Below are 12,639 nucleotides of genomic sequence, written 5' to 3'. Positions count from 1 at the left end.
TTCAACGGAAAATTGCGTGGATCAGGAGCAGCCGCAGCACGAGAAGATCAGATTCAGGCGTGATGAGATCACCGACCTGGGTGCCTTCCCGTCCGCGTGCCGCGTGCCGCCGCTCGGCCAGGCGTCGATCGGCCGCGGCGTTCGTATTCTTGCGCGGCTGTTTGCCGGTCTTGTGGTGCTTGTGCTGCTGGCCGCCGCCGCTGTGTATGCGATCGGCATGTCCGGCTTCGGCACCGAGCGGCTGCGGGCCGAAGCCGAAACGGCCATCGAGAAACTGGCCGGCGTCGACGTCGATGTTGCGGTCGGGCCGGCCAATCTCACGCTTGACGGATCGAGCTTCATAGCGCTGCAGGTCAGCGACGTCAGCCTCAGGACCGCCGACGGCAAGCCGATGGCCGACGCCGGGCGTGTCCGCTTCGGCATAAGGCTGATACCGCTGCTTTCGGGTAAGGTGCGGCTTACCAGCGCCAGGATTTCCGATGCGCGCATTACTATGGCCGCGATGCCGTCGGGTGGCGACTGGACGGCGGCGCTGCGCAATGACGACGGCCTCATCGATCCGGAAAGACTGGCCGGCACGGTGTTTGCCAGTATCAACCACGCGCTCGATGCGGTGCGCGAGGATTCGATGCGCCGGATCGACCTCCGCAATGTCGACCTCATCCTGCCCGAGGCCGGGTCGGTCAAACTGGTCAGGATCACAGATGCCACCGTTGCGCAGTCGGGGCCGGGCGGCATGGAGTTTTCATCCGACGCGGATGTCGACGGCAGGGCACTCACCATCGCCGCCTCAGCCACCCGCGATACGACGACGCGGCGCGTGACGGCATTGGCTGCCAGCGTCGAGATAGCGCAGACCGGCGAGGCTGCGGCTGCGCCAGGCGGGACGCTGGGCGCGATTGCCTTGAAGCTGGCGGGATCGGAAGGATCCGGCGAGAACGCGTCGCAGCTGACGGCCTCATTGTCGTTCGCCGGTTCCGTGCTCGATCTTGGGTCGCGTGGCTCGCTTCCAGCCGACGTCGATCTCGATGCGACACTTGTCGCCGGCGCCAACAAGATCCAGGTGGACCGGCTGCAAGTGAGGACCGGTCGCTCGACCTTCGATTTCGCCGGTTCGATCGGGCCGAAGCCGGCGACAGGAACAGCGGGCGAGGAGCCGTCCTATCGCTACGACCTGACCAGCGACCATTCGACGCTGGCGCCTTCGGAATCCTCCGAACCTGCGCTCGATTTCATCGCCCGCGTTGCCGGCGTCTACCAGACCCGGAGCCGCAAGCTCGTAGCCGAGCAGATCGGGATCAGGTCCGGAGCCGCCAGCGAGGCGCTGGGCACGGCTTCGGTCGAATTCGCTAGGGGAAAGGTGCCGGGCATATCTGTGGCCTTCAACGTCCACGACATGCCGGTCTCGCATGTCAAGCAGTTGTGGCCCTGGTTTTCCGCGCGAAATGCTCGCCTTTGGGTGCTGAAGAACCTGTTCGGCGGCCGCGTCGTTGACGCGAGCCTGCAGTTCCAGGTCGCGCCCGGGCGTCTGGGCAACGGGATCCCGCTTTCATCAGATGAAGTGTTCGGCCGTTTCCAGATCGAAGGATCGCGCTTCGATACGGCCGGTCACATTCCGCCGATACGCGATGCCGTCGGCGTTGTCGAATTCCACGGCAATGACGTCGATGTCGCCTTGTCCTCAGGCAATGTCTATATGGTCAGCGGCCGCACGGTGGCGGCAAGCAACGGCACGATGACGGTCAAGGCGGCGAACCGCCCGCCGGTGATCGGCGCGCTCGATATCGACGTCGCCGGGGAGGCGTCGGCAATCGCCGAGCTCGCCTCCTACGAGCCGATCAACGCCATGCGCCATGTCGGCCTGCTGCCGGACGACCTGTCCGGCACGGTGACCGGCCACGTCAAGGCGGACATTCCGCTACAGCGCGGCGTCGACAGCTCGAAGCTCGATTGGCTGGTGACGCTCGACTACAAAGACCTGTCGCTGGGCAAGCCGTTCGAAGACCAGACGGTGACGCACGCCGATGGTTCGATCACGGTCGAACCCGAGAAGGCCGTGATATCAGCCAAGGTGCTGCTCAACGGCATTCCAGCCGAACTCGACCTGATCGAACCGCTCAGGGATGGCGGACCGCCACGCAGCCGGAAAGTGGCGCTGATGCTCGACGACAAGATACGTGCCGCCGCCATGCCTGGCCTGTCGGAGCTGCTTTCCGGAACCGTCAAGGTTGAGATCGACAAGAGCGGCACGGGCAACACGGGCAACCAGACTGTTTCGGCGGACCTGACCAATGCCAGGCTGGACATTCCCTGGGCGGGCTGGAGCAAGGGGCCCGGCATTTCAGCCAATGTCACATTTGCCATGGCCAAGTCCGGCGACACCACGACGCTGTCCGACTTCGACCTGAATGGAAAGACTTTTTCGATCGACGGCGACGTGGTGCTGGTCAACGGCGCCCTGTCCTCGGCGCGGTTCAGCAACGTCAAGCTGAACCGGGGAGACGATGTTGCCGTGTCGGTGAAGCGATCGGGCAAGGGCTACGCGATCGACATCAGCGGCAGCGCGCTGGACGCGCGCTCGCTGATCAAGCAATTCACGTCCGATGTCGACACCGCCACCAAGGCCACGGGTTCCGACGCGATTTCGGTCAGCGCCGACGTCAATTCGCTGACCGGCTTCCACAACGAGACGCTGTCGAACCTGAAGCTCGACTACAGCGCCGCCGGCTCGAGGGTGAATGGGCTCAAGGTGAGCGCCACGGCAAGTTCGGGTGCTGCCATCAGCATCAGCAATACGACCGGCGCCGGCAAGCGCGCCCTCAACGTGCGATCGGCCGACGCCGGCGCAATCCTGCGGTTCCTCAACATCTACGAGCATATGGAGGGCGGTTCGATCACGCTGGCGCTCGCCGGGGCGAGTGATGGGCCGATGAAGGGCCAGGTCGACTCGCACAACTTCTTCGTGGTCAACGAGCCGAAACTCGCCTCGCTCGTATCGACGACGCCGGCCGGCGACAGCCGCAGCCTCAACGAAGCCGTCAAAGCCAATATCGACACGTCGAGAGTGAAGTTCGAGCGCGGCTTTTCCGAGATCGAAAAGGGCGCCGGCTATCTGAAGCTGGCCAATGGCGTGCTGCGCGGCCCGCGGATCGGCACCACCTTCCAGGGCACGCTCTACGACCAGAACAACAACATGGACATGACCGGCACCTTCATGCCGGTCTACGGCATCAACCGCATCTTCGGCGAACTGCCGCTGTTCGGCGCGCTGCTCGGCAATGGCCGCGATCGCGGCCTGATCGGCGTGACTTACCGGCTAAGGGGCGATGCCAACAAGCCCAAACTGGACGTCAATCCGCTGTCGGTGATCGCGCCCGGAATTTTCAGGTCGATCTTTGAGTATCGGTAAGGTCAGAACCCAATCACTGAGAGCGACCGAGTCTTGACCCTAAGTGGATCGCCCCGGCCGAATTCACGCCCATGACTTAAGCCGCCCGTCGTTCGGTCATGCCACAAGGTCCGCATCGGTGGGGGCCGGTCTTTTTTGCCTGTCCCCGATTGGATCTGGTTCGTAGTTACGGGCTGGCTACAGGTGGGCAATACCGGCTTTCAGCAGTCCTTCGCGGACGTGCTGCACATCAGACTCCTGGGCATAGTGCAGGGTGGCGATAAATGAATCGAGGTCGAATTGGGGATCGAGCGTTCTGATCTTGCCTAGATGCGCCGCGGCCGCGATTTCGTCGCCGAGCCAGCCGTAGCAGGCAGCGGCGAAAGCGTGCTGAACCGAGTCCATGGTTGACAGATGCATGAAAGCTTCGATCGCCTCGCCATACTGGCGCGCGGCGAAATGCGCCTTTCCCAGATGGCTCCAGAACCTCTCCGGGTGGTGCGGGTTCAACTGCATTGCCTTGCGGATCCATTCAATTCCCTCTTCCGGCCTCCCCAGCCACGTCAATAACTCGCCTTGCTGCACCACCACGAGGTCGTAATTGGGATTGAGGGCGAGGGCGCGCTCTTGATGGTAGCGCGCTGTGGTCAGCTCATTGTTGTTCACGTTCACTGCGGCGAGGATGCGGTGGACATCGGCATCGTTGTCGTCCAGCGCCAGCGCCCTGTCCAGCGCTGCCATGATGTCGTTCCAGACGGCATCCCTGTCTTCGCACCAGTTATGGACCCAGGCCTGGCCAAGAATGCAGGCCCGCCAGGCATGGGCATGGGCATAATCGGGGTCGAGCGCGACGGCCCTGCCTATCAAGGTTTGCGCGCGTTCGTTATCCGCAATCGTGCTTCGGTGATGCAGCACCTTGGCAGCAAGCACACATTCATACGCGGCCATGTTTGCAGGTTTCGCCCGCGCGAGCTGGTCCCGCTGAGCCGCCTCGACACGACCGGGCAGCGTGGCTGCGATCGCCGCGGTCACCTCATCCTGAATCGCGAATATGTCGTCCAGCTTCCGGTCATATTTGTCTGCCCAAATATGAGCGTCATTCGCCGTGTCGATGAGCTGAACCGTCACGCGCACCCTGTCGCCGATCTTGCGGACGCTTCCCTCCACCAGGTATTGGACGTCGAGTTTCTCGGCCACCTCGCGCACATTCACGGCGCGGTTCTTGTAGACGAAGCTGGAATTGCGCGAGATGACGAACAGCTCATGGTGGCGGGACAGTTCGGTGATGATGTCCTCGGTCAGTCCGTCCGCGAAAAATTCCTGCTCGGGGTCGCCGCTCATGTTGTTGAATGGCAGCACCACTATCGAAGGTTTCGAGATGGATCGCTTTGCCTCGACTTCTGGCAGGACAGGACTGTCGAACCCAATGCGATAGAGGCGAACCGGGCGGCTGATGTTCTTTAACGTCTTCTCGCCCAAGTCCTCCATGGCAATTTCGAGACGGTCGGCAATTTGGGTCGCCACCGCTGCGGTCACGCAGATACCGCCGACGTCGGCGAGTTGCTCGATGCGCGCGGCAATATTGACGCCGTCGCCGAAAATGTCCTCATCGTCGAAAATGATGTCGCCGAGATTTATGCCGATCCTGAATTCGATACGCCGTTCTTGCGGCACATCCGAATTGCGCCGTTTCATGCGCTGTTGGATTTCCACGGCGCATTTCACGGCATCGGTCACGCTCTGGAACTCAACGAGCATGCCGTCTCCGGTGGTCTTGATGATCCGGCCCTTGTTCTTCGCGATGGCGGGATCGACCAGTTCTATGCGATGGGTCCGAAGACGTGCGAGCGTGCCGGATTCGTCGGCCTCCATTAGCCGACTGTAGCCCGCCATATCGGCAGCCAGAATTGCGGCTAGTCTCTGTTCCATCGCTTGAACCAAAAACCAAGCCTATCCTTCCTGGGCTGCCAAATCCAGCAATTTGGGCTTATGGCTGAAACAAGAAGTCTTCCTACCGCAGCAGCAAGAAAGGGCGGATCAGAACCTTCCGCCTTGCGCCAGGTGGCTGCGAACTCGATCGCATCAATGGCGGGAGACGCCCCGATCCGCGCGGCGTCAGACCGGAAACGTCCGATATGAACACGAGTTGGGACCATAGTGGCTGCACTCGCTGACGTCGGCAAATGGCGCAAGATGCTCGTTCGTGCTGGTCAGAACGGGCGACCGCTCACCACCCTCTGGCGACGATGCCGCCGTGCAGCGGCATTGACTGGTTCGGGTCAAGAGTTTGAATATGAGAAATGCGCTAACTGTGACGGCGGTGGTCACGGTGGCTCGAGTGTCAGCAGATGTGGTAAGGTTGAGTTTCGGCGAGTAGCAGAGGTCCAGCAACAATGACTTTGAGGCGAACCAGAGCTTACGGCGCATCCGGCTTGGTTCTAGCGGTTTGCACTGTGTTTGCTTGGCAGAACGCCACTGCTGCTCACAATTGCCACGCAGCCGCAACGCCTGGCGTCAATTGGCACGAGTGTGACAAGAAGCTTCTCATCCTAGAAGGACAGGACCTGAGCGGGGCGAACCTGTTCGGTGTTGATTTCACTTCGACCGACCTCAGGAACAGCAATCTCCTTGCGGCAAATCTTGAGAAGGCAACGCTTGTGCGTGCTTCCCTGGCCGACTCGACCGCCAAAGGCGCCCGGTTCGACAGAATCGAGGCCTACAGGACCGACTTCAGCCGTATGGACGCGCAGGGCGCTGTGTTTGCGAGCGCGGAAATGCAGCGCTCGAATTTCCAGGACGCCAATCTGACCAATGTTGATTTCACAAAGGCAGAATTGGGGCGTGCGCAGTTCCATGACGCCGATATCAGCGGCAGCCGCTTCTCGTTTGCCAATCTCGCACGGGCGGACTTCCGAGGAGCGACGTTCACCGCGCCGATAGACTTTGACCGCGCCTTTTTCTTTCTGACCCGTATCGAGGGCGTCGACCTTTCCAATTCGGCGGGTCTGTCCCAGTGGCAGCTCAACATGGCTTGCGGAGACGCCCGGACCGAGTTGCCTTCTGGCTTGACGAGGCCTGAAGATTGGCCCTGTCAATTCCAGCAGGAATAGTTGTCGGCAAGCGAACTGCGGCAATGCTGCACCCGACAGGATTCGAACCTGTAACTTTGTGCCGCGGGCATGCCCATTAAGGTCGAAGCCACCACCCGAGACGGCGAACTCCGGATATCCGTGTCTAATGCCGGAGAGCCCATTCCGCACGAGACAATGCAGCGCCTGTTCCAGCCGTTCCAGCGAGGGAGGCCCCGATCTAGCCCTCAAGGTCTCGGGCTGGGACTCTATATTGCTTCGCAGATCGCTCAGGCACATCGCGGCACACTGTCCGTGACCTCTGATGTTGACGGCCTCACCAAGGTCGTCAAACGGGCGCTGCGACGCCGGGCCGCCGTCGAACCCGTCATCGGCCATCTCAAGAACGACCACCGTATGGGCCGCAACTTCCTGGCCTTCTCCGAGGGCGATGCCAACAACGCTGTGCTTGCCGCCGTCGGCTACAACTTCAGCCTCCTGCTCAACTGGCTGAGGCTTTTGTGTGCCGTCCTCCTGGCGCTGTTCGCCACCCCCGCAGCGCCGCCGATCCAGCCACGAACAGCCTAATCACCGCTCTGGACGATCCAACCGGCGGACGCCCATTTGCCAGCCCCGTCTTTCCGGCCCTGATCGCAACTGCCGTCAGCGAAATCGACGTTCTTCACAGCCGACGAGATATTGTTTGAGATATTCGGTACGCCAAATCGCGTTCCGTACGTGCGGTGTGGCTGATGGTAGCGGTTTGCCTACGTATCTTATTGGTTAAATGGTAGAGGGAGAGGACCTGAAATCCAACCTTCTCCACGGATCCGCGATCACCTTCGTAGTCGGGGTGTTCGGCTGATGCTGTTCAGTCGACCTGTTCAATCTGTGGACCTGGGTCAACCGGCGGAGCCGGCGTGCAATCTTGCCCCTTGCATTCCTCGACAGGGTCATCAGCTGGTGGAAGGCAGTTTTGGCCCTCGCAATGAACTGCCGGCTCTGGCGCTTCTTCGTGGTTAGGCAGAACAAGCTGATCCTCAGCGCGAACGGCCGGCATTGCTACGCTGATCATGCCCGTGCACAAGAGCGCAATCCCAAGCAATTTCATTTCCGCCTCCGTGCCTGGCAGCGAGCTGTACCCTACACTGTCAAGCTTCGGCCGCATCCTCTCACCCGCGAACGACGTTAACAGTGGGTTTCAGTGCTGGCCTGAAGGGAGCAGGCCGAATGATGCCCGAGGGGGCCGCTGCGGAACTCATGAAGTGGACCAAGCGGGGACCCAAGTGGACGAAGGCGGTCGAAGCCTGCATGGCCTGCATTGAAGGTGAGGGCACACCCGAGGACGTAAGGAAGGCCTTCGAGATTGCTGCCAAGGAGGAGGGGTTGCTACGCTCCTCCTCTAATTAGGCTCACTTTGCGTGGGCGCTGTTGAACACCGGATGCCGCAGAGTCAGCTGCACTATTTGCGTGCGAGCACGACGTGAGCCTCTTGGGGGAACATCAGCTCCCCTCCAGTTGAATAGATTGCCAGCGAAGCACTTACATCACCCATGATCGCTGCGATGACTGCGTCGCGATGTCCGGCATCCATTCCGCTGACCAGCCCTGCCTGCGGAGTCGCTGCCAGCTGTAGTCGCACATATTCCTTTGACGAGGGGAATCGGATGTTCTGTGTCGTCGTGTCGATTGTCACCTGACGAAATCCCGCCCCGGCCACCAATCGGTAAAGCTCGTCTGCATCGGCGAGTGAATGCTCGGACCGTTTCGTTGCCGAAGCGCCTGGACCGAGGTGTCGATCCAAGGCATCCGCCAGCGCCTTTGCCGCAGGAGTGCGCTCAATAGCTCTGAAAACGCTTAAGGCCAGTCGGCCGTTAGGCACCAGAACCCGGAACATCTCACGTAGCGCACTCGATCGGTCCGGAAAAAACTGCAGTCCGAGTTGGCAAAGAACCAGATCGAAGGTGGCGTCAGGGAACGGCATTTCGAGCGCGCTTCCCTCGTGCCAGTCGATGAGCGGTCCAGCGCCTCTCGGGAGCGATCGAGCAACGGCAAGCATGCCCGTGTTGATGTCGAGGCCGACGACCTGCCCACTTCCCATACGCTCGGCCGCCAAGCGTGCCACCACGCCGGTGCCGCAAGCTACGTCCAGAACCCGCTCACCAGATAGAGGCGCGGCACGATCCACGAGGTCGGCAGCCCACAGGGCTGTGATTGCCGGGACCAGGTAGCGCTCGTAGAGTTCCGCGGCGCTGCCTTCCAGCTGCCACTGCTCCTGCTCGGCCATAGCGTTCCTTTCCGCACAACGAGCCGCTCGGCAAAAGGCTCGATCGGCGCTTTTAAGCAGCCATCATAAAGCGCGTGTCTGTCAAACAAGCAACCGCGCGCCAACCGGCGGTTGGTAGACGCGACGCAGCCGGCGCGCATAGGATTTCTGCGCACCGGGCACACCACCCCCGCCCACCCCTCGTGCCTGGTGAACCGACTTGTTGCCCGCCGTGCCGAAAGGTGCGGCGGGCTTTTTTGCTGTCCGGGTGGAACCCGATCTGGCCACAAGCGTTCGGTGCGGCAACAAAGCGCCGTGCGTCAAAGTGGGAGGAACAATGCGGGAAAGGCAAGGCTTCACCGATAAAGAAAGACACGACAGGCAGGAGCGCACGTCGGATGCTGCAAGGGCATTCACAGACTTCGAGCGTGTGGCACGAGAAGCAAAGACGGCTCGGCTGCGGCAGCAACGACTAAAGGCCGAAACCGCTCTTCCTGCTGAATTGGCAGCGAAACCGAAGAGGAACCGAAAAGACAAAAGGTCTAGTAGGCAAGCGGGTTAGGCTTCTGCAGCATGTTCTCGCAGACCTTGCTGTGGAGATCGCATTGCCCGATCAGCCGCGCTCTCCGGGCGAGAACGCGGGTTCCCTTTTCGGCCTGGCGCTAAGTGCGACTAGCTCCAGGCACCTCGTCGAGGAGATTTGGACCTTTGCTCACAGGCATTTGGCCGTCGGGAGTAAGCTTGTCCACCGCGTCGGGCAGTTCTCTTGTGAGCCGGTCGAGAAGTTCCTCGCGGGACAATCCGGTTTGCTCCGCGAGATCGCTTAACGTTTGCGGGTCGATCGCTTTCTCAACCTGGTCGCGCTGAACGGGGCGATTTGATCCTGTACCAACCCAGGAATCAACTTGATCGCCCGCACCCGCATTCCTGAGACGATCCAGGATATCGCCGAGCCCGCCGGGGGAGCCAGCGCTTTTGGGATCTGTCGAGTTCCTACCGGCGATTAACTCGCCGATCTTGTCCCTATTCTTGTAGGCAAGCAGGCCAAGCAAGGCTATGGCGACTTTTCCTATGTCAAGGCTCATTTCGCATCTCCTTCCATGAAGAAGGGACAAGGCATGCGGCTTTGAAAGGTTCCACTGTGTTGCTACTGGGCTGGTTTACCGTTCGGTGAGCCGAGCGATTGCGGCTTCGCGGTCGGCTTCTGGCGGGACTTCAGCACGCGCCCCGCGGAGAATGATGGACGATCCGTGATGCCGATAGTCTCGATCGGTTCGGGCGCTTGAGCTTGCGCCAAATCCTCCCAACGAGGAACTCGACGGGTTCTCCGATCGTTGAATGCCTTTGATCGAGCCGCCGTCCTGCCGTCCACCTCGATACGCAAAACGGAATACGATCCGGAGCGTAGAACCCTCTCGGTGTGGTTCATGGCCAGCGGTTAAGGGCCGCTATTTCAACGACTACATCCGCAATCACTTCCGATACCGTGTGGTTACGACCGGCGATGATGCCGGATGACGTCCTATGGACCACGCCCGTCATTCAGGCTGGTGGCGACGCTATGAGTTGGTAGAAGACTCGTCCGACGACCCCGGCAAACGATCGCGAATGGCTTCCTCGGTTCGCTTTGCGGTCGATTCCACAACTTTGCCGACCTTGCCTGCTAGCGTGTCGGCATCTCCACCCGAGCCTTGCCGGTCGGCCTCTTCCTTGACCGTTTCGTAGGCCTCGGCGGCAACTTGCTTTGCTTGCTCCAGGCCCGTTTCGAGAACCTCCTCCGCACTGTCGCGAATTTTGTCGCGGTAGGCGCCAAGTTGCTCGTCCTCTGTGGCTGTGTGGGGCAGCATCACCCCGATAGCAGTGCCCAGCGCAAGGCCGACTGCGGCGATAGCCAGCGGTTCGCGCTCGAAGAGGTCCTGTGCCGATTGGCGCGTCCGAGCCGCTATCTCGCTGGCGCTTGAGCCGAGCTGTCCGGCGGTTTTTGTCATCCTCTCCTTGGCGCCCGTTGCAGCGTTTGCTGCAGCCTCGGCCGCGCCGCTTGCTACTGATGTAACCGAACCGGCGGTATCGGAGAGCATCGCAGTGATTCCGGACCCTTCGTTGCCCTGGCTGAAATCATCGCCGCGCAAGTTAGAGAAAGCGTCGGGAGCCGTGCCTGTCCGATAGGCGGCGGCAGCTGAGTTGGTTGGCGACGTGCCGTTGCCGAGCATCAGCCAGGCCAGGCCGGCTCCAATCAACGTCAGCGGCAACGGGTTGTCCCTGACTTGCGACTTGAGGTTGCCAAGCATGGCGGATCCTTCGCCGGCGAACATTCCGGTAAATTCGTCGATCAATTGACCCGGTGTCATCTTGCTGCGGATCGAATCGGCGGTGTCTGCTACTTTCGCCCGGGCGATGTCGGCATCGCGTTCAAGCTCGGCTGCGGATTTGTCGCTCATCTGATTTGATCCTTGATCACGCGCGCGTCGCGCTTGAGTTGGTCTTGTGTGCGATCGGGCGTCAGCTCGGAAGGAGCCATGCTTTTCGTGCCAGAGCGCAAGAGAATGATTCCCAGTATCGCGACGACGATCCCGACCAGCAGCGAGGACCATCCCGCTCCCAAGCCGGCACTCGCCAGGGCGATTACGAGTGCTTGCAAAAGCACTATCAAGGCCGCGAGAAGGCATATCGCGCCGCCCAGAACCTCGGCGGCGCCTGTGCCGGCCTTGCTAATTTTTTCCGAAATTTCGGCCCGCAACAGCCTACTTTCGGTTTGAAGCAGGGTTGTGACCTGCTGTGCCAGATCGCTGACGAGGGTTGCGAGGCCGCGACTTTCCTGATTGTTGGTCATGGGTTCTGCTCCAGGCTTGCGCCTGCCCAGTCGTCGCCGGCCAGATCATCGCCGGCCAAGTCATCGTCGCGCTGGCTGGAGCGGGCCGGCGTCGGGTCGGATGCCTCTGCCGATCGCGTAGCGGACTCATCCGAGTTCGAAACCGTTTCTGAATCCCTGTGTGTTTGCGATCGACTCTGTGTCTCGGCCCGGGCAGATGGCGGCGAGCTCTTGATAAACCGCCCCAGCGCCAAGCCTGCCAATACTGAACCGGCGATCAGCGCTCCTGAGTTTTCGCGGCCGAACGACCGCATCTCGCCAAGAACATCTTCGAATGGTTTGTCCTTCAACGAAGATGAAAAGCGTTCAAGTGCGCCGGCGGCATCAAGGGTGAACTTTGAAGCGGTCCGTTGATCATTATTGGCCAGATGCTCGCTTGCCGCTCGCAACGCTCCGCTAAAGGCCTTTAGGTTGGAGCTGATATCGCGCTGTGTTCCCTCGGCTTTGTTGAATATTTCCTGCTTCGCTTCCGAAGCGTAATCGCCCGCCTTCCTGGTGAGTTCATGGCGAGCGTCATGTAGCGCCTCTGTCGCGGTGTGCGTTTCCTGCTGGAACCGCTCGGACAGTTCGCTTTTGGCTGTTTCGAAATCGGCCGACTTACGGCCCTGATCGTCTTCGCGCTGCATGGTATCTCCTAATGGAATCCGAGGAAGGAGAGGATCGCAAGCACTACGACGACGAGGCCGATGAGATAGATGACATTGTTCATGGTGGCAATCTCCTCCATTGCCTAACGAACTTGCCTGCGGCAAACAGGTTCCATCATTTGGAGCTAAATTAGCAATAGCGCATCAGGCCGGCGAGCCTGTGGACTCTCTTGGAATTCGCACACGCCGTATGGGCGGCCGTGCGGCGCCTCCGCGTTCGGATTTCAAGGGCTCATGGTCAGGAAGTATAATGAAGCACTACGCCTAGGTCACATTAAGATCAAAGCTCACCGGAAGACCGTGGTCTATTGCACGACTAGCGATCATGTTCGCTAGGTCGGAATCAGAGACCGAACATGCCGGAACAATCTGTTTGAGCGCTTTAACGGCGAGCCCCGTCG

General features: G+C 60.7%; 9 protein-coding genes and 1 pseudogene. 4 read left to right on the top strand and 6 right to left on the bottom strand.

The window, feature by feature from the left end:
• The first annotated feature begins 16 nt into the window (after nt 1-16).
• Complete coding sequence (locus tag BQ8482_RS25105; protein ID WP_123150030.1) at nt 17-3,409, top strand: YhdP family protein; 3,393 nt, start codon at nt 17-19, stop codon at nt 3,407-3,409.
• A 177-nt stretch (nt 3,410-3,586) separates the two neighbouring features.
• Here the strand turns inward: BQ8482_RS25105 and BQ8482_RS25100 are convergent, their stop codons facing one another.
• A complete protein-coding gene (locus BQ8482_RS25100) occupies nt 3,587-5,317 on the bottom strand; it encodes an adenylate/guanylate cyclase domain-containing protein (protein ID WP_123150029.1) in 1,731 nt (576 codons plus the stop codon).
• Nucleotides 5,318-5,781: 464 nt separating this feature from the next.
• Between BQ8482_RS25100 and BQ8482_RS25095 the strand changes: the two genes are divergently transcribed.
• From BQ8482_RS25095 to BQ8482_RS25080, 3 genes and pseudogenes are all read left to right on the top strand, one after another.
• Nucleotides 5,782-6,498 (top strand): pentapeptide repeat-containing protein, encoded by a 717-nt coding sequence (locus tag BQ8482_RS25095; RefSeq protein ID WP_006337614.1) that lies wholly within the window; start codon nt 5,782-5,784, stop codon nt 6,496-6,498.
• Nucleotides 6,499-6,561: 63 nt separating this feature from the next.
• Nucleotides 6,562-7,044, top strand: a pseudogene (locus BQ8482_RS40150) (sensor histidine kinase); the annotation flags it as partial.
• A gap of 642 nt (nt 7,045-7,686) precedes the next feature.
• A complete protein-coding gene (locus BQ8482_RS25080; protein WP_123150027.1) occupies nt 7,687-7,866 on the top strand; it encodes a DUF982 domain-containing protein in 180 nt (59 codons plus the stop codon).
• A 52-nt stretch (nt 7,867-7,918) separates the two neighbouring features.
• Here BQ8482_RS25080 and BQ8482_RS25075 read toward each other — a convergent pair whose 3' ends face one another.
• The 5 genes from BQ8482_RS25075 to BQ8482_RS25050 all read right to left on the bottom strand — a co-directional run bounded on the left by BQ8482_RS25075 (nt 7,919) and on the right by BQ8482_RS25050 (nt 12,217).
• Nucleotides 7,919-8,743 (bottom strand): methyltransferase domain-containing protein, encoded by an 825-nt coding sequence (locus BQ8482_RS25075; protein ID WP_123150026.1) that lies wholly within the window; start codon nt 8,741-8,743, stop codon nt 7,919-7,921.
• A 641-nt stretch (nt 8,744-9,384) separates the two neighbouring features.
• Entirely contained in the window at nt 9,385-9,807 is a 423-nt protein-coding gene (locus BQ8482_RS25070; protein ID WP_123150025.1) for a YidB family protein, read from the bottom strand.
• Nucleotides 9,808-10,281: 474 nt separating this feature from the next.
• On the bottom strand, nt 10,282-11,160 hold the full coding sequence (locus BQ8482_RS25060; protein ID WP_123150024.1) for a hypothetical protein: 879 nt from the start codon (nt 11,158-11,160) through the stop codon (nt 10,282-10,284).
• Complete coding sequence (locus tag BQ8482_RS25055; RefSeq protein WP_123150023.1) at nt 11,157-11,552, bottom strand: phage holin family protein; 396 nt, start codon at nt 11,550-11,552, stop codon at nt 11,157-11,159. Before BQ8482_RS25055 ends, BQ8482_RS25060 begins: the two co-directional genes overlap by 4 nt.
• The gene (locus tag BQ8482_RS25050) at nt 11,549-12,217 is read right to left on the bottom strand and encodes a hypothetical protein (protein WP_208867829.1); all 669 of its coding nucleotides are present in this window, start codon (nt 12,215-12,217) and stop codon (nt 11,549-11,551) included. Before BQ8482_RS25050 ends, BQ8482_RS25055 begins: the two co-directional genes overlap by 4 nt.
• Between the last annotated feature and the right edge of the window lie 422 nt (nt 12,218-12,639).

Source organism: Mesorhizobium delmotii (assembly GCF_900149755.1).
GTDB lineage: Bacteria > Pseudomonadota > Alphaproteobacteria > Rhizobiales > Rhizobiaceae > Mesorhizobium > Mesorhizobium delmotii.
This window is presented reverse-complemented; position numbering and strand designations above follow the sequence as displayed.

Bases quoted from the DNA above. Each gene is read 5' to 3' on its own strand.
- BQ8482_RS25100 (WP_123150029.1), bottom strand. From the start codon at position 5,317: ATGGAACAGAGACTAGCCGCAATTCTGGCTGCCGATATGGCGGGCTAC.
- BQ8482_RS25095 (WP_006337614.1), top strand. From the start codon at position 5,782: ATGACTTTGAGGCGAACCAGAGCTTACGGCGCATCCGGCTTGGTTCTA.
- BQ8482_RS25080 (WP_123150027.1), top strand. From the start codon at position 7,687: ATGATGCCCGAGGGGGCCGCTGCGGAACTCATGAAGTGGACCAAGCGG.
- BQ8482_RS25075 (WP_123150026.1), bottom strand. From the start codon at position 8,743: ATGGCCGAGCAGGAGCAGTGGCAGCTGGAAGGCAGCGCCGCGGAACTC.
- BQ8482_RS25070 (WP_123150025.1), bottom strand. From the start codon at position 9,807: ATGAGCCTTGACATAGGAAAAGTCGCCATAGCCTTGCTTGGCCTGCTT.
- BQ8482_RS25060 (WP_123150024.1), bottom strand. From the start codon at position 11,160: ATGAGCGACAAATCCGCAGCCGAGCTTGAACGCGATGCCGACATCGCC.
- BQ8482_RS25055 (WP_123150023.1), bottom strand. From the start codon at position 11,552: ATGACCAACAATCAGGAAAGTCGCGGCCTCGCAACCCTCGTCAGCGAT.
- BQ8482_RS25050 (WP_208867829.1), bottom strand. From the start codon at position 12,217: ATGCAGCGCGAAGACGATCAGGGCCGTAAGTCGGCCGATTTCGAAACA.